The sequence below is a fragment of the Brevibacterium sanguinis genome, from assembly GCF_039528855.1.
Lineage (GTDB): Bacteria > Actinomycetota > Actinomycetes > Actinomycetales > Brevibacteriaceae > Brevibacterium > Brevibacterium sanguinis.
This window is the reverse complement of record NZ_BAAAMB010000001.1, coordinates 1-26,611: the sequence shown is the minus strand read 5'-3', so window position 1 is coordinate 26,611 and position 26,611 is coordinate 1. Positions and strand designations below refer to the sequence as shown.

General features: G+C 68.8%; 25 protein-coding genes. 4 read left to right on the top strand and 21 right to left on the bottom strand.

Annotated features, from left to right (window positions below; genetic code table 11):
• Position 1: 1 nt before the first annotated feature.
• The 6 genes from ABD154_RS00125 to arsM form a co-directional block, all read right to left on the bottom strand.
• Positions 2-1,492: a conjugal transfer protein TrbL gene (locus ABD154_RS00125; protein WP_344249566.1), complete on the bottom strand. Its 1,491-nt coding sequence runs from the start codon at positions 1,490-1,492 to the stop codon at positions 2-4.
• 40 nt (positions 1,493-1,532) lie between these two features.
• Entirely contained in the window at positions 1,533-1,853 is a 321-nt protein-coding gene (locus tag ABD154_RS00120) for a DUF6112 family protein (RefSeq protein WP_193095653.1), read from the bottom strand.
• 124 nt (positions 1,854-1,977) lie between these two features.
• On the bottom strand, positions 1,978-2,244 hold the full coding sequence (locus ABD154_RS00115) for a DUF6112 family protein (protein WP_344249230.1): 267 nt from the start codon (positions 2,242-2,244) through the stop codon (positions 1,978-1,980).
• A 127-nt stretch (positions 2,245-2,371) separates the two neighbouring features.
• Positions 2,372-2,776, bottom strand: a complete 405-nt coding sequence (locus ABD154_RS00110; RefSeq protein WP_094364331.1) for an arsenate reductase ArsC — start codon at positions 2,774-2,776, stop codon at positions 2,372-2,374.
• Entirely contained in the window at positions 2,773-3,888 is a 1,116-nt protein-coding gene (gene arsB, locus ABD154_RS00105) for an ACR3 family arsenite efflux transporter (protein ID WP_094364330.1), read from the bottom strand. Before arsB ends, ABD154_RS00110 begins: the two co-directional genes overlap by 4 nt.
• 31 nt (positions 3,889-3,919) lie before the next feature.
• The gene (arsM, locus tag ABD154_RS00100) at positions 3,920-4,738 is read right to left on the bottom strand and encodes an arsenite methyltransferase (protein WP_094364498.1); all 819 of its coding nucleotides are present in this window, start codon (positions 4,736-4,738) and stop codon (positions 3,920-3,922) included.
• A 94-nt stretch (positions 4,739-4,832) separates the two neighbouring features.
• On the opposite strand from arsM, the gene ABD154_RS00095 reads away from it, so the two are divergent.
• Positions 4,833-5,216: an ArsR/SmtB family transcription factor gene (locus tag ABD154_RS00095; RefSeq protein WP_094429398.1), complete on the top strand. Its 384-nt coding sequence runs from the start codon at positions 4,833-4,835 to the stop codon at positions 5,214-5,216.
• Positions 5,217-5,223: 7 nt separating this feature from the next.
• Here ABD154_RS00095 and ABD154_RS00090 read toward each other — a convergent pair whose 3' ends face one another.
• From ABD154_RS00090 to ABD154_RS00025, 14 genes are all read right to left on the bottom strand, one after another.
• Positions 5,224-6,888, bottom strand: a complete 1,665-nt coding sequence (locus ABD154_RS00090; RefSeq protein ID WP_344249224.1) for a hypothetical protein — start codon at positions 6,886-6,888, stop codon at positions 5,224-5,226.
• Between the two features lie 9 nt (positions 6,889-6,897).
• Positions 6,898-7,242 (bottom strand): helix-turn-helix domain-containing protein, encoded by a 345-nt coding sequence (locus ABD154_RS00085; protein WP_094364327.1) that lies wholly within the window; start codon positions 7,240-7,242, stop codon positions 6,898-6,900.
• On the bottom strand, positions 7,239-8,363 hold the full coding sequence (locus ABD154_RS00080) for a tyrosine-type recombinase/integrase (RefSeq protein ID WP_094429396.1): 1,125 nt from the start codon (positions 8,361-8,363) through the stop codon (positions 7,239-7,241). The genes ABD154_RS00085 and ABD154_RS00080 overlap by 4 nt, the downstream gene beginning before the upstream one ends.
• 174 nt (positions 8,364-8,537) lie before the next feature.
• The gene (locus tag ABD154_RS00075) at positions 8,538-10,190 is read right to left on the bottom strand and encodes a M23 family metallopeptidase (RefSeq protein ID WP_344249217.1); all 1,653 of its coding nucleotides are present in this window, start codon (positions 10,188-10,190) and stop codon (positions 8,538-8,540) included.
• Between the two features lie 15 nt (positions 10,191-10,205).
• The gene (locus tag ABD154_RS00070; RefSeq protein ID WP_344249215.1) at positions 10,206-10,904 is read right to left on the bottom strand and encodes a hypothetical protein; all 699 of its coding nucleotides are present in this window, start codon (positions 10,902-10,904) and stop codon (positions 10,206-10,208) included.
• Positions 10,905-10,946: 42 nt separating this feature from the next.
• A complete protein-coding gene (locus ABD154_RS00065; RefSeq protein ID WP_061228228.1) occupies positions 10,947-11,954 on the bottom strand; it encodes a ParB N-terminal domain-containing protein in 1,008 nt (335 codons plus the stop codon).
• Entirely contained in the window at positions 11,951-12,853 is a 903-nt protein-coding gene (locus ABD154_RS00060) for a hypothetical protein (protein ID WP_061228229.1), read from the bottom strand. The genes ABD154_RS00065 and ABD154_RS00060 overlap by 4 nt, the downstream gene beginning before the upstream one ends.
• Before the next feature lie 100 nt (positions 12,854-12,953).
• On the bottom strand, positions 12,954-13,385 hold the full coding sequence (locus ABD154_RS00055; RefSeq protein ID WP_061228230.1) for a hypothetical protein: 432 nt from the start codon (positions 13,383-13,385) through the stop codon (positions 12,954-12,956).
• Positions 13,382-14,200, bottom strand: a complete 819-nt coding sequence (locus ABD154_RS00050; RefSeq protein ID WP_174521523.1) for a DUF2637 domain-containing protein — start codon at positions 14,198-14,200, stop codon at positions 13,382-13,384. The genes ABD154_RS00055 and ABD154_RS00050 overlap by 4 nt, the downstream gene beginning before the upstream one ends.
• Positions 14,197-15,144, bottom strand: a complete 948-nt coding sequence (locus ABD154_RS00045; RefSeq protein ID WP_061228232.1) for a bifunctional DNA primase/polymerase — start codon at positions 15,142-15,144, stop codon at positions 14,197-14,199. Before ABD154_RS00045 ends, ABD154_RS00050 begins: the two co-directional genes overlap by 4 nt.
• Positions 15,141-16,262 (bottom strand): ArdC-like ssDNA-binding domain-containing protein, encoded by a 1,122-nt coding sequence (locus ABD154_RS00040; protein ID WP_061228233.1) that lies wholly within the window; start codon positions 16,260-16,262, stop codon positions 15,141-15,143. Before ABD154_RS00040 ends, ABD154_RS00045 begins: the two co-directional genes overlap by 4 nt.
• 230 nt (positions 16,263-16,492) lie before the next feature.
• A complete protein-coding gene (locus ABD154_RS00035) occupies positions 16,493-17,377 on the bottom strand; it encodes a helix-turn-helix transcriptional regulator (RefSeq protein WP_102162548.1) in 885 nt (294 codons plus the stop codon).
• Positions 17,378-17,910: 533 nt separating this feature from the next.
• A complete protein-coding gene (locus tag ABD154_RS00030; protein WP_051995335.1) occupies positions 17,911-19,896 on the bottom strand; it encodes a heavy metal translocating P-type ATPase in 1,986 nt (661 codons plus the stop codon).
• 116 nt (positions 19,897-20,012) lie between these two features.
• Complete coding sequence (locus tag ABD154_RS00025; RefSeq protein ID WP_036317959.1) at positions 20,013-20,258, bottom strand: hypothetical protein; 246 nt, start codon at positions 20,256-20,258, stop codon at positions 20,013-20,015.
• A 38-nt stretch (positions 20,259-20,296) separates the two neighbouring features.
• Here ABD154_RS00025 and ABD154_RS00020 point away from each other — a divergent pair, with 38 nt between their 5' ends.
• Both ABD154_RS00020 and mobF read left to right on the top strand, forming a co-directional pair.
• Complete coding sequence (locus tag ABD154_RS00020) at positions 20,297-20,734, top strand: ArsR/SmtB family transcription factor (RefSeq protein ID WP_368664634.1); 438 nt, start codon at positions 20,297-20,299, stop codon at positions 20,732-20,734.
• Positions 20,735-21,161: 427 nt separating this feature from the next.
• Positions 21,162-24,695: a MobF family relaxase gene (mobF, locus tag ABD154_RS00015; protein ID WP_344249563.1), complete on the top strand. Its 3,534-nt coding sequence runs from the start codon at positions 21,162-21,164 to the stop codon at positions 24,693-24,695.
• Here mobF and dprA read toward each other — a convergent pair.
• On the bottom strand, positions 24,674-25,726 hold the full coding sequence (gene dprA / locus ABD154_RS00010) for a DNA-processing protein DprA (RefSeq protein ID WP_344249201.1): 1,053 nt from the start codon (positions 25,724-25,726) through the stop codon (positions 24,674-24,676). The two genes, mobF and dprA, sit on opposite strands and share 22 nt — an antisense overlap.
• A gap of 197 nt (positions 25,727-25,923) precedes the next feature.
• Between dprA and ABD154_RS00005 the strand changes: the two genes are divergently transcribed.
• The gene (locus ABD154_RS00005; RefSeq protein WP_344249199.1) at positions 25,924-26,310 is read left to right on the top strand and encodes a sulfate permease; all 387 of its coding nucleotides are present in this window, start codon (positions 25,924-25,926) and stop codon (positions 26,308-26,310) included.
• The last annotated feature ends 301 nt before the right edge of the window (positions 26,311-26,611 follow it).

Below are 26,611 nucleotides of genomic sequence, written 5' to 3'. Positions count from 1 at the left end.
CTCACTCCTTCCCAGTGGGCTTCGGCGCCGGTGGTGGCGGCGGCTTCGGCGGGCGCGGCTCCGGCTGCGAGGGACCGGTCGACGGCGCCGTCGGTGCCGGCGTGGACGACGGCTTCGGTGTGGGACTCGATGGCGGGGGTGCCTGCGATGGCGGTGGGGTGCTGCCGGACTGCCCAGCGGCGTCGGCGGCGGTCTCGCCCTGGCGGCCGAGCGCTGTGCCGGCCTTGGGGCCAGCGGTGGCGGCGTCCTTGGCGACCTTCGCGGCGATCACCGCCGCTGCGGCCGGACCAGCCGCCGCAGCCCCGGCACCGGCACCTGCACCAGCTCCGGCTGTGCCGCTCGCGCCGGCGGACCCGCCGCCTGCGGCGGCGGCTTTCCCTCCGCCTGCCCCGGCAGTGCTCCCCGCAGCCTGGGATGTCGGAGACTTCGGCTGCGGCGGGGTCTTCCCACCGCTCCCACTGCCACCGCCGCTGCTGTTGCCGCCCCCACTGCCACTGCTGCCACCGCCGCTGCCGCTGTTGCCTCCGTCGAGGACCTTCTGTGGGCCGTCGCCGGCCGGTTTGCTCGGTGTCGGGATGGGCCGGTTGAGGGCGCTCTTCGCATCCTGCTCGGACCCGATCGCGTGGTACATGTCGAAGCCCACAAAGGACAGGAACTTGTAGGTCAGGTAGGGGGCGAACGCGGCCATCGCCATCAGCACGATCCCGGCGATCGGGTCGCTGACCGAGGACAGGTCGCCATCGATCGGCGCGGCCACCTGGGTGACGGCGACGAGGAACATGACGACCAGGACCAGCTTGGAGCAGATCAGCGCGATCACGAACATCGCCCACTTGCCGATCCACCCCCGCGTGGCATCCCACGACGCGCCGGAGAACGCCAGGGGTGCGAGCACGATCGCCACCAGCAGCAGTGCCTTGCGCACGAGGAGGGAGAGCCACACGATGGCGGCCGCGCTGATGGCCAGGCCGGCGAGGAAGATCGTGATGATCGCCCCCACCCCGGGCGCGGCGATGTTGATGCCGACCAGTCCCGCGGCCAGCAGGGTGATCTTGTCGCCCATCGACTCGGTGGTCTCGCCGGCGGCCTGGATGATCCCGACGCACAGCTGATCCACGATCTCCAGGAGGAGGGCGGTCAGGGTGATGACGACGAAGCTGCCGAGCACGGACTTCGCCAACCCGAGCGCGGCCCTGCCCAGGGCGGTGGGGTCGCGGCGGATCAGACCGGTGATGAGTTGGAGGCAGAAGAAGATCAGCATCACGAACACCGCGATGCCGAACAGGATGTTGTAGACCGCCACGTACTCGGGCCTCGTGACGTCCACGAGGGTGGTGGTGTCGAAAACCGTCCAGACGGCTTCGAACAACCAGCCGGCGGCGGCACCCATGGCTTGGGCGAGCCAGTCGAACGGCGCCGCCACCAGCGAGGCTGCTGCTTCGCCGGCCGTGTCGCACACGGTCGAGATGATGGGAACATCGCACACACCCACCGCAATCACTCCTCAGATCGAGTTGATGGAGGGGGCGGGGTCAGACCTGCTGGCCGACGTTCCAGAAGAAGTTGATCAGCGTCACCGACGCGCCGCAGATCACCGCGGCGCCGCAGGAGACGAGGACGCCCACCTTGCCCCGGCCGGCCAGGTGCGGGTTGGAGGAGTTGGCGCCGAAGCCCCACACGATCGCCGAGATGATCAGGGCGAGGACGGACAGGATCAGGCCGATGGTCATGACCGCGCCGACGATGGTGCGCAGCTGGGCGATGCCGGGAAGACCGGAATCGTTGGGGTCGATGTTGATGTTCATCGGCACCAGTGCGGGTGCGGCCAGGACGGTGGTGATGAGGTCGAACACGGTGGGTCTCCTGACGAACGGACCCGCCCCGGAGGGCGGGGAACGCGGATGGGTTCGTCGGTCAGGTGCACCGCCCGCCCCTACAGCTCCGTGTGACGGAACCAGTTCGAGAGCGGGCAGGGCCTCAGAGTTGTTGGCCGAGGTCGATGAGCCAGTTCAGCCACGCCACCCCGCCGCCGGCCAGGACCGCGGCACCGAGCGCGGTCCACGCGCCGATGCGCGCCTTGGTGGCGGCGGCGTGGTGGCCGTTGGCGGCGGCAATGGCCCAGATGAGGGCGCAGACGATCAGCATCAACACGGCGATCACCAGGACGAAGGTGAACAGCGCACCGATCACCTCGCGCAGGTTGCCGATCCCGCCGAGGCCGTCGAAGTCGGGGAACACGTCCATGCCGCTCAGCTCCCTACCGGCAGGGTCCGATGATGGAGATGACGGAATAGCCCCGGCCAGGACTGGCCGGGGCTATGTGTGAAGAGGGAGAGGTCCATGCCCGGCAGGTGCGCCGGGCGGCCCAGGGTCAGGTCAGTTCAGCGACGAGGGCGCGGACGCGGTTCTCGATGTCGTCGCGGATCGTGCGCACGGCGTCGAGTCCTTGCCCGGCAGGATCGTCGAGCTGCCAGTCCTCGTAGCGCTTGCCGGGGAAGATCGGGCAGGTATCCCCGCACCCCATCGTGATCACCACATCCGAGGTCTTCACCGCGTCGGGGGTGAGCAGCTTCGGGCGTTCGGCGGTGATGTCGATCCCGACCTCGCGCATAGCTTCGACTACGGCGGGGTTGAGCTGGTCGGCGGGTTCGGAGCCGGCGGAACGGACCTCGATGCGACCCGCCGCCATGCGATTGAGGTAGGCGGCGGCCATCTGCGATCGTCCGGCGTTGTGGACGCAGACGAACAAGACCATCGGGAGCTGCGGGGTGGTCATGATGCCTCGGTTTCTGTCTGGTAGGGGTTGGTGTGGAACCAGCTTCTGGCGGTCCAGAGGGAGACGTAGACGAGGCCGACGAGGACGGGCACCTCGATCAGCGGGCCGACGACCCCGGCGAGGGCTTGGCCGCTGGTGGCGCCGAAGGTGCCGATGGCGACGGCGATGGCGAGCTCGAAGTTGTTGCCTGCCGCGGTGAACGCCAGCGTGGTCGAGCGGGCGTAGCCGAGGCCCAGTGCCTTGCCGAGCAGGAGGCCCGCGAACCACATGAGCGCGAAGTAGACCAGCAGCGGCAGAGCGATCCGGGCGACGTCGAGCGGGTTGGAGGTGATGGCGTCGCCTTGGAGGGCGAACAGCAGCACGATCGTGAACAGCAGCCCATACAGCGCCCACGGCCCGATCTTCGGGATGAAGCGCTCTTCGTACCAGGCCCGGCCGCGGCGTTTCTCGCCGATCCAGCGGGTCGCGAACCCCGCGACCAGGGGCACGCCGAGGAAGACGAGGACGTTGAGGGCGATCTGCCCGACCGAGACGTCCAGGCCTTGGGTGTCGAGGCCGAGCCAGCCGGGGAGGATGGTGAGGTAGAACCAGCCGAGCACCGAGAACATCACGACTTGGAATACGGAGTTGATCGCGACCAGCACGGCGGTGGCTTCCCGGTCGCCGCATGCGAGGTCGTTCCAGATCACGACCATCGCGATGCAGCGGGCCAGGCCGACGATGATGAGGCCCGTGCGGTATTCGGGCAGGTCCGGTAGGAAGAGCCAGGCGAGGGCGAACATGACCGCCGGGCCGAGCAGCCAATTCAGCAGCAGAGACGAGACGAGGAGGCGCTTGTCTCCGGTGACGGCGGCGATCTTGTCGTAGCGGACTTTCGCCAGCACCGGGTACATCATCACCAGCAGTCCCAGGCCGATCGGCACCGAGATCCCGCCGACCTCCATCCGAGCAAGCAGGTCCGAGAGGGCGGGCACGAACCGGCCCAGGAGGAGACCCGCGATCATGGCCAGGCCGATCCAGGCCGGCAGCCACTTGTCCAACGTGGACAGGCGCTTCGCGGCCGGGGCCTGCGTCGGGGTCGCGATGCTGGTGATGTTCTGGGGTGCGGGCATCGTGCTGCTCAGTCTCCTCGTCAGCTCGGGATCAGTTGGCAGGCTTGGTGGCGCGGACGATCGCGGCGTGCATCCCGTCGGCGGCCTCGTGGGTGAACTCCACGCTCGCATCCGCGAAACCACCCTTGGCGAGCCCGTCGAGGTACTCGGTCTTGGAGAGGGCTCCGGCGATGCAGCCGACGTAGGAGCCGCGCTCGGCCCGCTGCTCGGGGGTGAGGCGGTCTTCGGCGACGACATCGGAGACCCCGATCCGCCCACCGGGGGTGAGGACGCGGAACATCTCGGCGAGCACCGCCGGCTTGTCGGTGGACAGGTTGATGACGCAGTTGGAGATCACCACATCCACCGACCCATCGGGCAGCGGCACGTCCTCGATGGTGCCCTTGAGGAACTCGACGTTCTCCGCCCCGGCTTCGGTCTTGTTCTTCTCGGCCAACGCGAGCATCTCGTCGGTCATGTCCACGCCGTAGGCGAACCCGGTCGGGCCGACCCTGCGGGCCGACAAGAGGACGTCGATGCCGCCGCCGGAGCCGAGGTCGAGCACCCGCTCACCCTCATGCAGCTCAGCGACCGCGGTCGGGTTGCCGCAGCCGAGGCTCGCCTCGATCGCTTCGAGGGGCAGGCCGGCGGCGGTCGCCTCGTCATAGAGGCCCGCGCCGAAGCTGCGCTCGGTCGGAGCACAACACGAACCCGAATCGGCCTCCTCCACGGCGGGCGTGCTGGTGCAGCACGAGCCCGCGGGGGTCTCCTCAGCCAGCAAGTCGGCGTTGCGGGTGCCGCGGGTCACGGCGGTCGCGGCCTGCGCGTAGCGGGCGCGGACCTGCTCGCGCAGCTCGGTGTTCTCACTCATGGCGCGCTCCATTCGGTCGGGTGGACTCGTCATCTACGTATTGATGTTCGTCGATGCATCGACAGTTGTCAATGCGTGGCGTAGGATCAGGGCCATGACGACTTCGCTGCCACTGATCGCCGCCGATGCGGGTGGGTGCTGTGCTCCGGTCACGGGCGGGGTGCTCGCGGTCGAGGATGCCCAGCGGTTGGCGCGGATGTTCAAGGCGCTCGGTGACCCGACCCGGGTCCGGTTGTTGTCGATGATCGCGGCGCAGTCCGGCGGGGAGGCGTGCGTGTGCGACCTGACCGAACCGGTCGGGCTCTCCCAGCCCACGGTCTCGCATCACATGAAGCAGCTCGTCGACGCCGGCCTGGTCACCCGCGAGCAGCGCGGCAAGTGGGCCTATTACGCAATCGTGCCCGAGATCCTGTCCATGCTCAGCAGCGCCCTCGACCCGCAGGCCCTGACCGACGGTGGCCCTGCCTCGTCGTGCTGAGACGGGTTCAGCGCGGCAGGGTCGCGTAACGGTTCCAGGAGGCTCCGGCGAGACCGGCCCAGCGGGTCGCGGTGCCGTTGCTGACGCCGATCAGTGAGGCGAACACCGCCGGTGGTGTGGTCGAGGCCAGATGCAGCAGGGCGGTGTTCCGGCTTGCTCTGGAAGTCACCCCGAGCTGGTGCATCCGGCGTAGGAGCGAGGCGGGATGCAAGTGGGTGCCGGCGTTCTTGCCGGTGAACAGCCACCGGGAATCAGCCAGCCTGCTCGCCGCCCCGAATGGCTTGGCGACCGGCAAGGCGGTCACCAGCGCATCCAGCGGCGGGATGAGCAACACCGGCTCGGAGCCCAGACGCAGGTAGGTTTCACCATCGCGGACCTCGATGTCACTGGTGATCAGGGCGGTGATCTTCGCGACCGGCTGGGCGTAGAGCAGGATCAGACAGGCTGCGGCACGGTCTTCGATGCTGGCGCTACCGGGCTCGTGTAGCAGCCGGCGAACCAGGGCGAGCTGTTCTTCGGGGTCGACGTCGTGGGCCGGGTCTTTCGCCGGAACCGGCTCAGGGAGCCAGACGTGCCGGAGGTAGCCGCCTCGTTTGAGCCAGCGGACGAACCCGAGGCGGCGGCTCCGGTCGGTGGTAATCCAGGCGTCAAGGTGGTCTTGCGGACAGTCATCGAGGTCGTAGCCGCTGGAGCTGAGATGGTCGAGGAACGCGCGGGCAGTGTCGATGTCGCCCCGGCAGCGGGCGGCCGCGTTCGGCGCGATCCGGTCGTGCCGGTCGGTCTTGGCGCGGCCGACGACGTGCCAGCGGGCGTAGCGGGTGAGCACGCCGCGCATCTCGGGATCGCTCACCTCGGCGACGACGTCTGCGGCGTATCGGTGCAGTCGGGCGGCGTTCTCATCACGAGGCGGCAGGGTGCCCGCGGCGACGAGCATCGCGCGCAGATAGGTCACCGAGAACATCTGTGGCCGCGCATCGAGCGCGTCGTGACTGAGGTCGACCTGGCCGCGGGCGATCGAGGTCAGCAGACGCAAGGATGCCAGATCGTGCCAGTTGGTCAGCAGCGATCGGGGTCGTTCGAGCTCGGTGAGGGCGTCGCGGACGGGTTTCAGTTCTGGCCGGATCACCCCGTCCGGGCCGGTGAGAGCGGCGTCGATCTGCTGGGCTGCTTGGCAAGCGAAACAGCGTGGTCGGCCGTGATTCGTCGTGCGTCGCCCGAGAGCCTGCTGCCCGCAGATAGAGCAGTCGATCACGGGCGCTTGGTAGCAGGTCGGGCAGACGTCCGGGCTGGTCGCGGTGGCTTTCAAGGCGACTCGTTTGAGCCTGCCGCAGACGCCGCAGACCCGGCACGGGTTCCGATAGCAGCGACCGCAGAGGTTCGCCGCGCCGGGTCGCTTCCCGCCAGCTCTGGTCGCCAGCGGGCCGATCATGCCGCATTCGTCGCAGGCATCCTCAGGGTGATGGTCGCGGGCATAGCAGGTCACGCAGACCGCGCCGCCGTCGTCGGTGCGGGCGTTGACCCTGCGCTGGCGTCCGCATCCGGTGCAGGTCTCGATCGGTGACCGGTGAGCGCGGCAGGCGCGGCACTCACCCCGATCCAGCGTGTGGTTCCAGCGCAGAGACTTCAGCCGGCCGCAGCGAAAGCAGATGCCCTGGACGATCGTGTTCGCCACCGGCGCCGGTCATTCGTCCGCAGGGGTGATGACCGCTCGGGTCGGGCGGTTCTTGCTCCCGCCCGTCGGCGGTTTGACCGCACCCGCGGTGCCGGTCTTGCGGCCCCGCCGCGACGCCGACTCGACGTAGGGCTCGATCAGGTCGGCCGGTGTGCAGCCGAATATGTCGCAGAGCGCGGCGAGGAACTGCATGTTCAGCCGCTCGGGTTGGCCGACCACGATCCGGTAGACCTGGGTGGAGGTCATCACCACGCCCCGGTCGGCCAGCAGCGGCACCAGATCGGTCGTGACCTGCATGCCGTGTTCGTTCATCACCTTGCGTAGGTGCCAGTGATAGGCGACGGTCTTCGTCATCGTGATCCTCCCTCGATCGCTGTCGGTGGGGTGAACGCGCCGTCGAGAGCGCGGCGCAGGGTGCGGTTGCGGTAGTCACCGGAGACCCCGGTGTAGAGGGCGGTGGTCGAGCCCCAGCGGTGCCCGACCTGCTGCTGGACGAACAACGGGTCGTAGCCGTCCTCGATCAGATGCGTCACATACGAGTGCCGCAAGCAGTGCGGGTGCAGCAACGGGTCCAGGCCGAGATCATCGCGCCACTCGGCGAACCGGTCGTCGATGTGCTTGAGCCGGATGCGCCCTTGTCGCTCGGTCGGCCACAGGATCGTCTTGTCGGCAAGGTCGAACCGAGGCCGAACCTCGCTCACGTACTCCTCGATCACCGGCCGGGTCCACCCGAACACGGCCAGCACCGCCCGGCGGCGCGGCTGCGAGCCGCGCATCGCTTTGCCCCAGCGGACGTTGCAGACCCCGAACCGGCCGAACTCCCAGCCCTGCGGGTTGCGGGTGAAGTCCGGCAGATCGAGCATCGCTGCCTCGCGCCGACGCAACCCGAACGCATAGATCATCTTGAACAGCGTGGCGTCGCGGAACAGCGTCAGCCATCCCTTGCGCTTGGAGGAGCGGGCCTGATCCACCAGGTCATCGGCGTAGTCGAAGAACATCTGCAGCTCATCCCGCGAGAGCGGTCGCACGTCCGGCCGTGCCTCGTGGTCGCTGGTATGGATGACCGTGTTCCACTCGTGGCAGACCTGCACCGGATGCGTGTCGAACAGATCGACGCAGCGATCGACCCAGCCGTAGCGGTGATCGACCAGGTAGTCGCAGAACAGCGCCACGGAGTTCTGATAGGCCCGCACCGTCGACACAGACAGCGGCCGCGGTCCGGAGACGAGCGAGGTTGTCCATTCCTCCACGTCAGCCGGTGACCACTCCCACGGCGGGGCGTTGCAGAAGTCCGCGAACCGGCGTACCTGCGAGGCCCTGGTCTTGATGGTTTGCACCGCGAGCATCCGCGAGGTCTGCTGTGCCGACCAGCCCGCCACCATCTCATCGAAGAACTGCTCCGCCGGCCGCAAAAGCGACACGTTGCCAGACGACAAGACCCCCGTGCCGGGTACCTGATCGTCTGAGAACACCATGCCACGACCTTACATTAAATGTAAGAATCATGCATCAGATGTAAGATGAGTAGCGAAACCCCTGGTCAGGCGGCGGTGACGCTGCTAGGTTGGAGACGGCTTTGGTTCCGCGGAACAGCGTGATTCCGGCTTACATCTAAGGTACGAATCTTACATTAGATGTAACTTCGGACCTTAGGACCGAACGGTGACATGGAGGTGGTCGTAGTGGCCGCCGGTGACGTCGCCGGGGTCGTGCATGCCGCCGCCGCTGTAGTCGCGCCAACCTTCGCCGTCGCGGGCCAGGGACCAGATCTTGCCCTGCCAGATCAGGTACTCGACCCCGAGGGTCTCGGCGTGGTCTTTCATCCAGTTGGTGATGTCCCAGCCGGCTTCGAGCTGGGCCGGTGTGGGGTGCTGGCCGATGGCGTTGCCGAAGGTCAGATCGCAGGCCCGACCGAGCGGGTGTTCGGAGCGGGTGCCAGGCCGGGGCGAGTAGCAGGCCCAGGACGTGTCGGGGAAGGCGGCGATGCCCTGCTGGTACAGGTGCAGCATCCGAGCGGTGATCTGTCCGTCGCTGGTGGGGTCGTCGACGAGGCGGTCCGGCTCACCGTCGAGGGGGTCGGGCTGCCCGCCCGGCGTGCTGGTGTCGGGGTCGCAGCCGGCCGGGGCGCCGGTCTCGGGTTCGGGCAGGTCGGCGGCATCATGGGCGTTGAGCCAGGCAGCGGGGTCGGTGTGCTCGCCGTCGGTGCCGCCGGTCCGGACCTCGAAATGCAGATGCGGCCCGGTGCTGTTGCCGGAGGAGCCGATGTCGCCGATGTGCTGGCCGGCGGTGACGGTGTCGCCGGGTTGGACGTGGATGCCGGTCTCCCACATGTGCCCGTACGCGGTCGCGACGGTCTGCCCGTTGAGGGTGTGTTCGATGACGATGAGCCCGCCGTAGCCGCCGGAGAACTCGGCGACGGTGACGGTGCCATCGGCCGCAGCGAGGATCGGGGTGCCGTCCGGGGCTGCGAAGTCGGTGCCGGTGTGGAACGAACTCTCCCCGGAGATCGGATGGACCCGCGGCCCGTACTCGCTGGTCAGCACCGAGGTGCCCGCGGGCACCGGGAACACCACCCGCGAGGACTCCGCAGCAACAGTCTGCACGGCCGGAACCGTGGCGTCGCCGGTCGAGGCGCCCGCGCTGGCTGTCGTGGTGGTGCCGGTGAGGGTGGTCAGGATGGTCTCGGCGACGGGCTCGTGGTTGCGGTACCGGTCGGGGTAGGCGGACACCTCGACGGCTTGGGCGGCTTCGCCTTTGTCCATCTGCTCCCAGCCGGGAATGTCCAACAGGCCACGCGGTGAGGGGTGGTTGGGGCCGGTGGGTCCGCCGAAGAACGCCTGCGCCTGATACGTCGGGTCCATCAGCTCGGCGACGGTGCCCCACCCGGACTGCGGGCGCATCTGGAACAACCCCAGGGAGTCGTGGTCGGAACCGTCGCCGTCGTTGGGATAGTCCGCCGACTCCGGATAGACGCTCGTGTTGGACAGCATCCGCAGGGTGGATTCGGTCAGCGCCGCCATCAGCGCAATCACCAGCCCGTCCCGGGTCACCCCGTCAATGCCGGACCCGGTCTCGATGATCGTCGCCGCATGCGTGAGCTGCTGATTGTTCAGCGTGAAGGTCTCGCCGTTGGCGGTGGTGACCTCCAGCTCGTCAGGGACGCCGCCGACCCTGACACTTGTGCCGGCCACGGTGCAGGAGGCCGAGGCGGCAGGGTTCATCACCACCCCGACCCCGACCAGCACCAGCGACGGCGCCAGGAACACCAGCGCGAGAGCGGCGAGGGCGAGCTTCTTCACCATGAGCGCACCTCCGGCCTATCGGAGGGGGTTGTCGAGCTGGGACAGCCGCAGCAGGTGGCAGGTGTCGTAGGTCGGTGCGCAGACGAGGAACACGGTGAACGCCACCGGATGCTCGGAGGTGACGGTCTCGTCGTTCCAGACCCCTTCGCGGTGGCGGGTGCCCTCGATCGTGTAGGCGATGGTGCCCTCGGCGAGCTGTCCGGGTTGTGCCTGTTCGAGGGCCGCATCCCAGGCATCGGGCACATAGGTGTCGTCGATGGTCAGGTGCTGGGCGGTGGCGTAGTGGCGCAGCTCGATCCAGGCGTCCCGGTTCGGCAGGTAGGTGGCGATGTCGGAGGCAAGGCCGGCCTGCTCCGCACCCGAGGGGTCGCCGACGGCGAGGACGACCGAGGTGTAGTCCAGGGGCATGAACCCGCTGGCCGTGTCCCAGGCGAACAGCGCCGTCGCGACGTTGCGGGCGAAGGTCGCCGGATCAGCCGAGGCCCGCACCGTCGGCAGACGCGGTGTCGCGGTCGGGGCCGGATCACCGGGCACCGGATCGCTGGAGGCAGTAATACCTGGTCCAGGCTCGGTCTCAACCATGCTGCCGGTGGGTGGTCCGGTGAGGAGGCCGTAGACGCCGACACCGGCCAGCACCAGGACCGCCACGAGGGCGGCGAGGGCGGCGATCAGCCGGTGACGGGAACGCGGGGCAGACAGGTCGGGAGTCTTCATGCCCGGTAGGTGCACCACGTGTACCCGCAGTCGCCCGAATGCTCAGAGGGCGCGCAGGTGTCCCCGTGCGGGCGGGGTCTCGTGGCCTGCCCGGCGGTCGCGGGCGGTACGCAGTTCCTCGGCGAACCTGCTGGTGCCCTCGACGGCGGTCAGGAAGGACTCGATCTGCTCGTCGGTGAGTTCGGCGGCGAGCTGCTCGGCGTCGTAGTGGGTCCACCAGTTGGCCAGTTCGGTCCAGGTCAGCACAAACGCCCGCACCGGATACCGCACCGGCGCACCATCATCGTCGGCTGGCGCCGTGGACCGGGGGGTGCGCTTCTTCGCTGTCGCGGTCTTCGCGCGGGCGAGCGCGTCGGCGGCAAGCTGGTGCAGGTCCGCCTCGCGCTCATCCCTGGCTGTCTCGGCGAGATCGCGGAGGTGCCGGTAGATCGGATCGACGGCGGCACCGGCGTCGATCCGCTCCAGCTCGCCGGCCACGTATTGGCGTAGCTCGGCCGGCTGGGCGGGGTCGTCGGCAAGCTGCTGGAGGTAGCTGATCTTGTCCAGCGTGGTGTGGGACGCACCGCCCGGGATCATCGCCGCCGCCTGCTCCCGTGCCTTCCCGGCAGGTGACGGTGGTGCAAAATTTGCACCACCGTCGCTTCCAGGCTGATTTTCCGCACTGAACCGGGCCGCGGCCTGCCGGCGGGCGGCGTCCTCGGCCATCAGCGCCTTCAGCTCCCGGTAGAGGGCGGCGGCCTCGGTCTGGGTCAGGGGTTTGTGCAGGACGTTGTCGTCCTGCTCGGCCAAGAGGTGCCCGAGCCGGTCGGAGATGCCCGAGCGGACCCACACGTTGACGGTCTTCCAGCCGAGCTGTCTGATCGCGGTCAGCCTCCTGGCCCCGCACACGAGCACGCCGTCGGGGGTGATGGTGATGGGTTGGAGGAGGCCGTCGCGGTCGATGGAGGCCGCGAGTTCGTCGATGCTCCCCAGCTCGGTGCGGTGTCGGCGCCCAACCTGGATCGAGGCGACGGTGCGTTCCAGCTCGATGGACCCCGCCGGCGCGCTCATCGCGACCCGCCCCCACGGGGATTCCGGTTGCGGTGGGCGGGTGCGGCCAGGGAGATGGTGAGCACGAGGTCGTCGTCGCGCAGCAGCACCGGCAGGCTCTCGCCGATCAGCAGCCGCAACAGGACGCCCCGCCCCGCGGTCGTGGCGGCGTAGGCGGGGTGGGGGTTACCCAGCAGCGCCTTCAACAGCGCCGTCCAGGAATGGCCGGGGATGTCGAGCAGTGCGCGGGCGTGCTTGTCGCGGCGCAGCGCCTCGTAGGTGGCCTGGCGGGTGCCGGCCTTGGTCAGCACCCCGCACACATGCTCGATCCCGGCGCGCGCCGTGGCTGGCGGCCAGTCCAGCAACGTGAACAACGCGATCGCGTCCTCGACCGTGGAGCCCGCCGACGTGCGCGCCCGCACCGACGCTGGCGCGCCGTCGCCCTCATCATCGGCGGCGGTTGTGGTGTCATCGGTGATCTGGAATGCGGGGTGGTAGTCGGCCAGCGGGTTCTCCCGGTCGGAGAAGCGTTCGGGGTCGTGGAACGCTGAGATGTGCGGGCGGCGTGCCTGGTGGACCGAGCACAGGAGTCCTTGGGCGCGTTCTTCGAAGATGCACGTGATCCGCACCGCATGGGTCACCACCGCCCACGGATCATTCGCCGTGCGGGCAGCTTGGGTGCGCATCACGTCGAACGCCGCGGTGGCTGCCTCCCAGGGGTCCAGGTCGTGCTTATGCGCCAGTGGCGCGTACTTCTCCGCCGCGTAGGCCATCAGTTCTGCGGCGGTGGCGTCGTGCTCCCACGCGCCTGGCCCGGCATCGTGGAGGCGAGTCAGCAGCGTGCGTAGACCTTCGCTTCGCGTGAAATCCTCGCCGCTCTCGGTTCTCTGGCGAATGGTGGTGTGGGCGTTCTCGGTCATGGTGGGGGCACCTCCTAACAGGCAGGTGCGCACGCCGTCCCCAACGACGACGTCCATGCTGCCTGCCCGGGCGGTGCTCATGACCTCTCACCTGCTCAGCTCATCCGACCGGCGACCGCGACGGAACGGACTCGGTTGTCTTGCTGCGGCCGAAGGCCGACAGCGGCGGCAACCGGCGCGCCCGATCCCCAAGCCCTCGCACACCGGTGTTCGTGGCGGTGCGGGTGCGGCGAGCCAACTCGACCTCGAAGTCGATGCCCCGCCCCGCCAGCGCCGCACCCTGGCGGGCGAGAAGGTCCGTAGGGCGCACCCACTCCACCCCCCGCGCACGCAGGCCCGCATCTTGGGCGAGCCGCTCACGGCTGTGGCCCCGGAGACCAGCGATCCTCGCCGCTTGCACTGCCTCTGGTGTCTCCGCCTTCTCGGCCGGCGGTGTCTCGACCTGCTCGGCTGGCGTCAACGTCGGGTGGCCGGTCTCCGGCACCGGCGGTCGCCGGTGAGGTTCCTGCTGGTGGTCGTGATCGGGATTCATGCGTCCTTCGCCTCCTCGGCATCGGCGTGTTCGGTGGTATCGGGAAGGTGCGCGCTGGTGAACCACCGGCCCACCGTGGACGGGTGGACGCCCAGTTCGCGGGCGATCTTCTTGTTCGACCATCCCTGCCCGCGCAGCGCCGCCGCCCGCGCCCGTCGGTCGGCGGCATCCGTCGCGGCATCGCCCTGCGGGTCAGCGCGCCGGGCCGCTGATGCCTGCCTCGTGCCGGGAGCTGCGACGGGGTCGTTCTCCTGCGAGGTCGGCGCCCACAGCGCGGCGGCTTCCACGCCATCTGGTGCTGTCACCGCCGATACCGGCTCCCACGCTGCGTCCGGGCCGGGGTCCTCGATCGCTGCGGCTTCGATCGCGGACTCGTCGGTGGATGCGGGCACCTCGGCGGCAAGTTGCGGTCGGGTGAGGATGACGGTCAGGTGGGTGATCGCCAGCAGCACCACGGGCGGCACCGCCGCCACCGCAGCCGCCAGCACTCCGGGCACGTCCGCATCGGCAGCCACCACGGCATGGATCGCGTTGGCGGTCACCGACACGAGAGCGCCGCCGATCAGCAGCGCCCACGGGTACCACGCCGACCGCTGGCCGGCCAGGGCGACGACGGCGACGGTGGCCACGACGATGATGCCGTCGACGATCAGCGGCCACGCCCACGCCTGCGAGCCGCCGACCCCGGAGCGGGCGGCCAGGTCCGCCAACGCCGTGAACGACAGCCAGAACGCGCCGCCGGCGATGAACACCGTCCCGGCGACCGCCGTGACCACCGCCCACCGTCGACTCGTCGGACTGCTAGGGACGGTCATGACAGCCGTCGTCCCGGAGCGGACGGACGCACGGTCGCCTCGCGAGCAAACCACCCGTCTCTGGCCTGCGGCGCGCCGCGTTCCACCGGCGGCGAAGGGCGTGGTTGGGGTTGGGTGGTGCGGTAGGCCGAGCGGACGGTCGTCGTGATCTCCCGCTCGCCCAACCCCACTTCCGAGGCCGCGGCCGCGAGCACATCCAGTGCCTCCGGGGCCGGGACACCGTTCTCGGCCAGTCGGCAGGCGGCCCAAAACAGGCCCCGGTTCCGTTCCCCTTCGCCGCGGGCAGCGACCCACACCGCCAGCCGCGACACATCCACCGACCGCTCCACATCGTCGCCCGTCCTGGGCGGGGGCATCGGGCGCGGGTCGAGGAAGTCCCGCAGCCGGTCCGAACCCAGCGTCGCCGAGGGGCCGGTGTTGATCTGCCGCACCCGGTAGCCGACAGCTCCGCCATTGGTGGACACCATCGAGGGTGGGACGAGGATGTAGCCGCCGTCGCCACGGAAGTCCACACCGGCGCGCGCGGCCTGCCAGGACCGCTGCGCCCGCTCCGGTGTCGCCGGGTAGTAGGCGTGCATCCCGCCCGACGGCGTGGACACCAGGAACGCCCACCCCGACACGAGGCCGGCACGGTGGGCGCGCCCGAAGGAGGCGAATCCGTCGACGGGGGCGTGGACATCGACGTCCACCACCACCATCCCGGAGGTGGCGCCGGTGGGGACAGCGAGGTTCGCATCCGGGTGCGTCCGCCACCAGGCTTCCACCTGGCCAGGATCGGTGGTGGCGTCGTGGAACCCGTGCGCGGTGAGCGGACGCTTCCCGCCCGGCACGCACGGGAACACCGGCACCCCTGCGGCGGCGAGTTCTCGTGCCGCGGCGGAGACCGGCCATGGCCTGGTCATCTGCGACAGCACACCCGCGAGCGCATCCGTAGCGGCCATCACAGATCCCGTCCCTGCATCACGGCCGTGCTGGCCGCGGGGCGGGGACCCGTTTCGGGCACGGGCTCGACCCGCCTCGCCGACGCTGCGCGTTCGGGTGCTGTCCGCTCGTGGGATGGCTGGTTGCGGTGCGGCGTCTCACGGTCGAGACCCGGTGGAGTGCCGTCACCGACCTGGGCGGTGTCGAGCTGATCGAGGATCGCAAGCGCGGTCTTGCGGACCCGCTCGCCGGTGGCCTTGACGATCTCGGCCGGTTCCTTGCCGTCCACCCGCGCCGCCCAGGTCGACACGTAGGGGATCGTGTACCCGGTCGTGTCCATGTGATGGGCGGCGCCGATCATCAGCGCCACCGACTCGGCCTCCACCTCCCCGATGCCGCGATGCTGGCGGGCGTCCTCCTGGTCGGGGCCGTGCATCAGGACGTGCCCAAGTTCATGGGCGAGCGTCTTGACCTGCGCGGCGGGGTCCATGTTCTCCCTGACCGCGACCGTCTTCGCGGTGTAGTCCGTCATGCCGTTGGCGCCGTGGATCATGCCCTCGTGCGGCACCCGCAGCACGGTGAACCCGCGCTCCTCAATGAGCCTGGCCAGACCGTTCCATAACCCGGCCGGTGCTTCGCCTTCCAGCAGCTTCGGCGCGGGTGGTTCCGGGATCGGGTCACCGGCAGTCTGCGAGGCGTCCCACACGTAGGCGGGCTTGGCGGTAATCATCTTCGAGCGCACGACCTCACCGGGGCGTGGCTTTTCGCCCATGCCGAGCCGCCGCCACGACTCCGCATCCTGTGGCGTGGCGGTAGCGAACCGGCCGGTGACCGGGGCGAGGATCATGTACCCCGACTGACCCTTCTCCACCTGCCGGCCCAAGGTCTGCCACTGGCGATACCCGGCCGCATACGACGGCATCGGCTCCGGCACCCGACCTGCCTCGTAAGCCGCGGCATGCTGTGCCCAGATCAACAGGGTGTTGGAGAACGATCTCGCCCTGAACCGCGCCGCGAACGCGAGCGCACGGCCCCAGTCGTCGCCAGAGACGAGCTGTTCGACGGCGCCGGTCAGCTGCTCATGCAGCTCATCGAGCTTCGCCTCCCGCGCGGCCTGGGCTTCCTCCCGTGTCGTGGCCATCGTCGCTGTCTCCTCCCGATACCCTTAGCACCGGGCCGACTGGGCTCGGTGACCATCAGGTGCGCCAGGGACACCAGGGCGACGAGACGGACGACGACGGTGTGACCGTCAGAGCGCGGGGTGAACCCGACGAGTCCTACCGGACTACCAGCCCGTCAGGTGGCGAGGGCGCCGGATCGAGCGATGATGCGGATACGCGTATCGCGAAAGCGAATATCGGTATCGATCCGTCAGGTCGGTGCTTTCTGCCGGACGACCTGGCGGTATCGCGTCGGGCTCGCTCCGACACACTGGCGGAACAGTCGCGCGGCGTGACCACGGCTGTGCCAGCCGACCTCACGCATCGCCACCTCGATCGGCAGATCGGTCTCACGTAGCAACCGGGCCAGGTGCTCGGCACGCAGCGTCGCCAGGTATTTCATCGGCGTTTTCCCGTAGGCGTCGACGAAGACCCGGCCGAGCTGGGACGGCGACAGGTGCACCGACTCGGCCAACTCCGCTAGCGTCCACCGTCGTGCTGGCTGGTCCCGCAGCCGGTCGGCTGCGGCACGGGCCTCGGCCCGCAACGGTGCCAAACGCCGGAGGGCAGGTGCGTCGAGGTAGGTGGCCTTGTGCTGGGTCGCGGACCGGCGCACCGCGGTCGTCCTCACGAACGGCGACACCACATCCAGGACGGCGAACAGCAGGGACTGCATCCGATAGAACTGCTCCGGTGCAGGCCCATTGAGGCTGAGCCGACCGAGTTCATCCAACCACGGCATCACACACGCGGCTCGGTCCTCGCCCAGCCGCAGCACCTGGGCGGCCTCCGCATAGCGGGTCGCGATGAAATCCTTGGCCTCCAGCCGGTCGGTCAACACCGCGGCGTGCTGCCAGAATACCTGATCGACCACATAGTCTCGATGCAGAAACAGCGTCGTGACCGTGACCCGCTGCTCCGGTTCGGCCCCGCACAGGGTGTTCGCCGCAAGCAGCACCACGTCCCCGACCCTGACCGGTCGCTCTCCGAACTCGCTGAACAACCACGCCGACCCGGCTCGCACGAAGATCAGCTTCACGCAGTCATACGCGATGGGATCACGCCGCCGGTGGATACTCTCCGTTCGCGCCACCACGGGAGAGAAGCCGTGGTCGGACACCCCGCTTGATCCACTGTCGTATCCCACTAGGAGCCCGCTGCCGGGGCGCCTGCCACAGAGTGCTTAGCCCGGGTATCACCGGATCGGACCGCCGCGGTATGTGCCTGAGGTTCGCTGAGGGACCGCGCATCCGACATGACGCCACAGGCTCCTGATACCCAACCGACTATTAGGCGATGCATCAGTCGGGCTGTCGGGATGCCGAAAAACTGGCGATCGTTTCCGCCCTGAAGGAGCGCTGCGTGGGCGGGAGACGATGTGATCTACTGCGTTCCTCGCCAACCCAGGCGAAGCCCTCATGCAGTCGGCGCGTGGTTCCGGCGCCTTCATTTACCGTACTCATCGAGATCGGTCAGGCCAGTCACTATGGAAACCGTGGCCCTCGCGGGGAAGTGGGCATCGCTCTAGCGTTACCCGCCAGTCCTCATGAGTTCGCCGTCGCGGAACGGTGCGGACTTGGTCGCCAACGCGCCTGTCGGCGCCATGCAGACGTCGACAGGCGCGGAAAGTCATCTGCCGTGCTCGCGCTGGTCGTACGAGCTTCCCGCGGCTACCGAGTGTCCATCGGTCGTCGAGCCCGGAGCGCACGGTCGCCCGGAGTTCAGGTCAGAACCTTGGCGGGTACCGAAATCGACCTGGGCGCGCCTAGTTTCGCCACGGCCCGGGCGGAGCATGCGCAGGCCGTTGAGGATGATCAGCGCCGCGCTGCCCTCGTTGAGGAGCAGGCCGGTGGTCAGGGACATCCAGCCGGCGAGGGCGGCGACGATCAGGATGGCGACGACGGTCAGGCTCAGGGCGATGTTGATCTTGATGTTGTTCCGAGCGCGGCGCGATAGTCGGATGGCGGCCGGGAGCCGGTCGAGCTCGTCGGCCATGAGGGCGACATCGGCGGTCTCTAGGGCGACGTCGGTGCTGGCGGCACCCATGGCGATGGCGAGGTCGGCGTTGGCCAGGGCGGGGGCGTCGTTGACGCCGTCGCCGACCATCGCGATCACGCCGTGTTTCTCGCGCAGCTCACGGATTGCGGCGGATTTGTCCTCGGGGAGCAACTCGGCGCGGTAGTCGTCTAGCCCCAGGGCCTGCGCGGTGGATCTGGCGACGGTGGCGTTGTCGCCGGTGAGCATCAGGACCCGCTCGACTCCGAGGTCGCGCAGCTCGGTAAGGGTGCTTTCGGCGTCGGGGCGCAGCTGGTCGGCCACCGCCACGACGGCCAAGGGTCGGGTGTCGTCGCGAAGAACCACGGCCGTGCATCCTTCCGCCTCGGCGTGCGCCAGCGCCGGGCCTGCGGTGCCGTCAGTCCGGTCCTCGTCGGTGGGCCGGCCGATGTGCAGGGTGCGACCGTCGAGGGTGGCTTCCATGCCGGCTCCTGGCAGGGCGCGTGCATCCTGGACGGCCGGGATGGTCAACCCGCGGTCGCGGGCACCGGCCACGATCGCGGTCGCGATGGGGTGCTCGCTACCGGTCTCGACCGCCGCCGCAAGGGTCAGAGCCTCGTCCTCGCTGATCCCGTCGAGGGGCGTCACTTGAGCGAGAGTGGGCCGGCCGCGGGTGAGGGTGCCGGTCTTGTCGAAGGCGACGGCCTTGATGTCGGCCAGGCGCTCAAGGTAGATGCCGCCCTTGATGAGGATGCCGTCGCGGGCGCCCCGGGCGATAGCGGTGACCACGCTGACAGGCACCGAGATGATCAGGGCGCAGGAGCAGGAGACGACCAGGACCACGAGGGCTCGGTAGATCGCCTCGCGCCACTCGAAGCCGAGCAGCGGCAGTACTAGTGCCACGGCTATGGCCAGGGCGAACATCGCCGGGGTGTAGACAGCACCGAACTTGTCCGCGAACCGCTCGGCGCCGCTGCGGTTGGCCTGGGCCTCCTCGACCTGCTCGATCACGCGGGCCAGGACCGTGTCGTAGTACTCCTTGGTGACCTCGATCCGCAGCACGCCATTGCCGTTGAGGCTGCCGCCGAAGACCTCGGTGCCCGCGGTGGCCTCGACCGGCACGGACTCCCCGGTCACCGGGCTGGCGTCCACCCACGAGGCGCCATCGATCACAGCGCCGTCGGTGGGTAGGCGCTCACCGGGACGCACCAGGACGACGTCACCGGGGTGGAGTTCCTCCACCGCCACGGTCTTGGTCGCCCCGTCATCGTTGAGTCGGTTGGCGGTGGGGGGTGCGAGCTCCATCAGGGCGCTAATAGACCCGCGGGCCTTGTCGGTGGCGTAGGCCTCCATCGCCTCACCGAGGCTGAAGATGACGACGAGCATCGCCGCCTCCTCGATCACCCCAAGCGCGATGGCTCCGATGGCGGCCACGACCAGCAGCACGGTGATGGTCAGCCGTTTGTGGCGCACCGCCCGGATCGCGCTGCGCAATGGGTAGACGCCGCCGATGAGGATCGCGCCCCAGAATAGGGCCAGGGCCACCGGCTCGGAGTGGATGGTCCACTCCACCACCAGCCCGGCCACCAGCAGCACCGCGGCGACGGCCAGCGTGACCATCTCGGGCTTCTGCCACCAGCGGCGGGCGCGAGGCCGAACCGCGACAGCGGACGTGACGTGTGGTGACGTGCTCGCATTAGCACTCATCGACTATTTCCCTTCCTCCACCGGTGACTTCATGCCCGGACCGGGCGCGCCGGGCCGGCGGCGACCAGGGGCAGCCCGGACTTCTTCGCGGCCGCGACGACGGCGTCATCGCTCACGGTGCCGTCGTGAGTGACCAGCACCAGACCGGAAGCAAGCGCGTCGACCTCCTTGACCCCGGGCAGGGACTCCACGACGGCGAGGTCACCCGCGCAGGTCACGCAGCCGCCTTCGATGGCGCGGTACTTGGAGCGGAGGAACTGGGTAGGGGTGGTCACGGTTGATCTCCTTCTAGCTCGTGGAACATCGGACTTCGATGGACGTCAAAGTCTACGTTCCCGAGTTTGCCGTAGAGTTCGATACATGTCAATATGTACCCATGTCGATGTCTGGTCTGTCCGCCCGTGACGCCGCGTTGGGATACTGCACGCCCCTCGCCCGCGAGCCGATCACCCCGGCGCAGGCCGAAGGTGTCTCCCGCATGCTTAAGGCTCTGGCCGATCCGGTGCGGCTGCGATTGATGTCGATGATCCTGTCCCACGAGGGCGCCCAGGCGTGCGCCATGTGCGACCTGACAGAAGGCTTCGACCTGTCGCAGTCGACCCTCAGCCACCACCTGAAAGTTATGCACGACGCCGGCTTGGTCGACCGCCACAAGCGCGGCGTTTGGGTCTACTACAAGGCCCGCACGGAGGCGATGGACGCCCTGCGCACCCTGTTCAGCGGCGACCTCGCTGCTCCTCAGTTGGCGTGACCGAAACTCTTGTCCTGTCTTCTCGGTACGGCCGCGAACTTGGGTTATCTTCTGGGATGCGAGCACATCTCGGCGGCGCATGCGCCGCCTCTGGTGGGAGGACGGTGTCCTTGCCACACGAATGCTCGCATTCGAAGGTCATAAAGCTCGGACTGCCCCTTTCCCAGAACTACCTAGTAGAATGGGGCCGCACCTCATCGAGCTGGCATTCCCAGCGCGCCTTCCGGCTGTCTCCTCGCGACTTGCTGCCGTCGACGAGCGACTGAGCCCCCTTTGGGTCGCCCATGCTCAGGCGGTGCTTTTAGCACTCCTCGGCGCCGTCCACGCGTCTTGCAGGTCGAGGTCGTCAACCAAAGTTGACGATGTTCCGCTCGGTCAGCGTCGGCTCACCTGGCTGTCGAGAGGCGGTGCTCTGGTGACGGTTTCGATGCGGGTGATGAGTGCAGGTGACGGGTACAAGTACCTGCTCCGCACGGTCGCCGCGGCCGATGGCGACAGGTCGCTGTCGACGCCTCTGACGAGGTACTACGTGGAGGCTGGAACACCACCGGGCCAATGGCTGGGCTCAGGTGTCGCCTCGCTCGGCAAGGGACAGCTCTCGGCCGGTGATCGGGTGTCGGAGGCCCAGCTCCAGCTCTTGATGGGGATGGGTCGCGACCCAATCACTGGCGACCCGCTCGGTCTGTCGTTCCCTGCCTACAAGTCGGTGTACGAGCGGATCGAGGCGCGGATCGCCGACCTGGACGCGGGCCTGAGTCCGGGCGCGAAGGCGGCGGCGGTCGCGCAGATCGAGGCCGAGGAGAGCGCGCTTGGGACGCGGCGTGCGGTGGCGGGGTTCGACTTCACGTTCTCGATCCCGAAGTCCGCCTCGGCGTTGTGGGCGGTCGCCGACGCGGGGACGCAAGCGCTGATTGGTGAGGCGCATCATCGGTCGGTTGCGGAGGTGGTTGCGTTCATGGAGCGGGAGGTTGCAGCCACGCGTACCGGCGCAACCGCCGGGGACGGGGCGGTTGCACAGGTCGATGTCACCGGGCTGGTGGCCACGGCGTTCGATCACTTCGACTCCCGCGCGGGCGACCCCCACCTGCATACCCACGTCGTCATCTCCAACAAGGTCAAGACGACCTTGGATGGGAAGTGGCGGTCTCTGGATGGGCGGCCGATGCACGCCGCCGTGGTCGCGCTTTCGGAGCTGCACGAGGCTGTGTTCGCCGATCACATGACCCGCGCGTTCGGCGTCGAGTGGGAGGCCCGCGACATGGGCCGTGACCGGAACCCGGCGTGGGCGATCGCGAGTGTGCCGGAGGAGCTGGTGGTCGAGTTCTCCACCCGCGCCCGGCACATCGACGTCGAGAAGAACCGGCTCATCGCCGCGTACGTCGCCAAGCACGGACACCAACCGTCCACAGCGACGATCATCAAGCTCCGGGCACAGGCCACCCTTGCCACTCGGCCGGAGAAGGAGGTGCGGTCGCTGGCCGACCTCACCAGCGAGTGGCGCAGTCGCGCCACGACCGTTCTCGGTCAGGACGCCACCGCATGGGCACGCGCCGTCGCCGACAACGCGGCTCCATTGCTGCTGCGGGCCGATGCTGTGCCGTTGGATGTGATCGCCGAACTCGGCGAGAGCGTCGTCAGTGTCGTGGGTGAGAAGCGGTCGACGTGGCGGCGGTGGAATCTGATGGCGGAGGCGTCGCGCCAGACGATGGGTTGGCGGTTCGCCTCGATGCGGGATCGGGAGGCGATCGTCGGGATGGTCGCCGATGCCGCCGAAGGCGTCTCGTTGCGGCTGACGCCGCCCGACCTCGCCACCAGCCCTGTGACGTTTCGCCGGGTGGACGGCACCAGTGTGTTCCGGCCCCGGCATTCCACGGTGTTCTCCTCCGAAGAACTCCTCGCGGCCGAGGGCCGGCTGCTCGACCGCGCGCGCACCCTCACCGCGCCCACCGTCCCGCTGGCGACGGTGGAGAAGATCACGTCCCGCCCGGACGCCGAGGGGCGGATGCTGGGTGAGGACCAGGCCGGCGCGCTGATGAAGGTCGCCGTCTCGGGCCGGATGCTCGACGTGCTGGTCGGCCCCGCCGGCGCGGGCAAGACCACGGCCATGTCCGCGCTGCGGAGGGCATGGGAGATGGAACACGGCGCCGGGTCCGTGGTCGGGCTGGCGCCCTCCGCGGTCGCGGCGCAGGTGCTTGCCGAGGACTTGGGAATCGCGACGGAGAACACGGCAAAGTGGTGGCAGAACCATCTCACCCGTGGCGAGACGTTCCAGTCCGGCCAGCTCGTCATCATCGACGAGGCATCTCTGGCCGGCACCCTTTCACTGGATCGCATCACGCACCTGGCCGAGCGGGCGGGGGCGAAAGTGCTGCTGGTTGGCGACTTCGCCCAGCTCCAGTCAGTGGACGCCGGCGGCACATTCGGACTGCTCGTGAACGACCGGGATGATGCGCCCGAACTGGTCGATGTCCACCGCTTCGTGAACACCTGGGAGAAGACGGCCTCACTGTCGTTGCGGCACGGGCGGACGCAGGTGATCGACACCTACCTCGACCACGGCCGCATCCGCGACGGTGACGCCGAGGCAATGACGGATACCGCCTACGCCGCTTGGCGCGCCGACCGGAACGGGGGATTGGTGTCGGTGCTGATCGCCGAGACCCGCGACGACGTCACCACCCTCAACCAGCGCGCCCGCGCCGACCTGATCCTCGACGGCACCTTGACACCGGGCCGGGAGGTGGAGCTCAACGGCGGCACCGCCGCCGGGCTCGGCGACACGATCATCACCCGCAGCAACGACCGCCGCCTCCGCAACAGCAAGGAGTGGGTGCGCAACGGCGACACCTGGACCATCACCAACGTCCGCGACGACGGCTCGGTCGCGATCCGCAAGACCGGTCGCAGGTTCGGCGGCTCCATCCTCCTCCCGGCGTCCTATGTGGCTACGCACGTTGATCTCGGGTACGCGGTCACCGCCCACCGCGCCCAGGGCGTTACCGTCGACACCGCCCACGTTCTGGTGGAGCCGACCACGGCGCGGGAGAATTTCTACGTCGCGATGACTCGCGGTAAGCGTTCCAACCGTGCGTATGTGATCCTCGACCGGACTGACGATGCTCACACAGAGTCGCACCCGGGCGAAAACAGTGAGGCCACCGGGAGGAGCGTGCTGTACGGGGTGCTCCAGCACGTCGGCGCTGAGCTGTCCGCGCACGAGACCATCACCGCCGAACACGAGCAGTGGGGCTCCATCGCCCAGCTCGCCGCCGAGTACGAGACCATCGCCGCCGCAGCCCAACGCGACCGCTGGGCGGCTCTTATTCGGTCCTCGGGTCTCACCGACGAGCAAGCCGACGTCGCGCTCGACTCGGAAGCGTTCGGAGCGCTCACCGCCGAGCTGCGACGGGCCGAGGCGAACCATCACGACATGGATCGCTTGTTCCCGCACCTCGTCGCGGCGCGTGGTTTCGCCGACGCCGACGACATCGCCTCCGTCCTCCACCACCGGGTCGCCCGTGCTACCGCACAGCCGGCAGGGTCCGGCCGCACCCGCAAGGCACCGCGGCTGATCGCCGGCCTCGTCCCGCACACCGACGGCCCGATGAACACGGACATGCGCCAAGCACTTGATGAGCGGCGTGAACTGATCGAGGCTCGCGCCGACGCGGTACTCGACACCGCACGCGACGCCGGGGAAGCCTGGACGAGACCGCTCGGCGTGCCTCCTCGCGATTCGCGGAAGGCGACAGCATGGCGGCGGCATGCCCGCACAGTCGCGGCCTACCGGGACCGGTACGGCATCACCGACGACGCACTCCTCGGCCCGACACCGGAGACGACAGCGCAGAAGATCGACCGAGCCCGAGCAGAGGTCGCGCTTCGCCAGCTCGCCCCTCAGCCCGAACCACGCCAGCAGCATCAGCCGGCCGCTCCGGTTCACCGCAGGCCGAGCCTGTGACCATCCCGCGCCGTCGTCTCCGATGTCGGGCCATCGCGCCCGGTGCTGCCTCGCCTGCCCTCGACGGTGAATGCGGTTCCGAGTGGTGATCGCTGCGGACTCTCTCGGAGGGCTTCTCGCATTTGGAGCATGTTGGTGATCTGGCCGGCGTCGGTCACGATCCGTGCCCGACCATCGCCGATGAGCTGGTGGGGTCCGGCGCTGGCGGCGCTGGTCACCGGGCCAGGCACAGCGCCGACGTTGCGACCCAGCTCGTAAGCCTGCTGCGCCGTACGCAGGGCGCCCGAGCGTGCCCCTGCCTCGACTACGACGGTCGTGTTGGACAGTGCGGCCAGGAGTCTGCCGCGAGCGAGGAACCTGTGCCGGGTTGGCGTGGTGCCAGGCGGTGTCTCGCTGACCAGCAGCCCCACGTCGGCGATCCTGTCGAGCAGTTCTCGATGCCCGGCTGGGTAAGGCCGGTCGACGCCCCCAGCGAGGACGGCGATCGTGTCCCCGCCGGCCGCGAGGGCCGCGCGATGCGCGGCACCTTCGATCCCGTACGCACCGCCGGCGACGACCACACGCTCATCACGAGCGAAGTCCGTGGCGAGCTCCCCGGCGACATGCTCCCCGTAGGACGTTGCCGCTCGGGACCCGGTGATCGTCACCAGGTCCGCCAATGGACGCGAAAGGAACGAGGCCGCTCCACGGGTCCACAACACGAACGGTGCTCGATCACCGAGATCTCCCAGGGAGGCGGGCCAGTCCCGGCCGCTGGGGATCAGGACACCGATCCCCGATTCTTCGACACGCCTGAGGATTTCGGCCAGCTCATCGGGCCGCGACGCTGCGGTCAAGTGATCGCGCCAGACTCGCCCGTCGACACGATTCAGGCCTGGCACCTTCCCGTCACGGTCGAGAAGCCCCAGTGTCTCCATGCCACCGAGGCGGGTCAGGAGCCGCCCGGTCACCGCGTCGTCTGGTTCGGCAATCATCGACAACACCATCCGTGCTGCCCGCTCGTCAGGGGCAAGCTCAGTGAACGAGGTCATGGTTCGGTTTCCTCTCGGTCAGCGTTCGCCGAGAAGGTGCGCCCACGCTCGCGGGGTTCCGCATGTCCGCGCTCGGGCGTAGAGTGGAACGCGAGGTAGGTCCTCCTCATCTGCGGGTCCTTCGGGACGGCCCATCACGGGCGCTCATACACGTACTGCCTCCTCGACGGAGAGACACGTGTGACGAGAGGCCCGCCATGTTCCGCCTTCTCTGGACGATCAGCGTTTACAGCCGCTACTACCTGCGCCGGTACATGCCCACCAACCTGCTGCTCGACGCGATCCGCACCCGCCGCGGTCTGAAATGGGGCATCCCCGCGATGCTCCTCGCCGCGCCCTACCTGCTAATCGCGAACATCTGCACCACCCTCATCGCCGACGGTGGCCCCGGCTGGCCGCATTTGGTCGTGTTGTGGTCAATCTGGAACGCGATAAAGTTCATCATCATGGGACCGGTCAGCCTCGTCCTCCTGGTCCGCACCCGTGTCCAGGAGGCGGTCACCCGGCGCCGCGCACGCAACGAACAGGTCACGTCCGATCGCTCAGTTCCTCAGGCATCCGAGTTGGCGGGGACACTCCGATGAGCGCCGCCGCCTACACCGCCCGTCCCACGCCCGAGGCACACGATCGCCAACGGTCCGCCTGCGTCGCGCTCGCCCGTGCCCTCCACCTGGGGTCGCCGTAGTACTCGGGAAAAATCGGGCGGATATGTCTGGGTAGGCTTCTGATCAGGGGATTTTTGGGCTCTGGTGGGAGGTTGCTGGGTGGTCGTCCAGGTGTTCACGGACGAGGAGCTGGAGGGGCTGCGGCGGTTTCCGGAGATCGGGACTGCCGAAGGTTTGGTTGACTCCAAGACCGCATGATTCCTGAGAGGGCGTCGTGCTG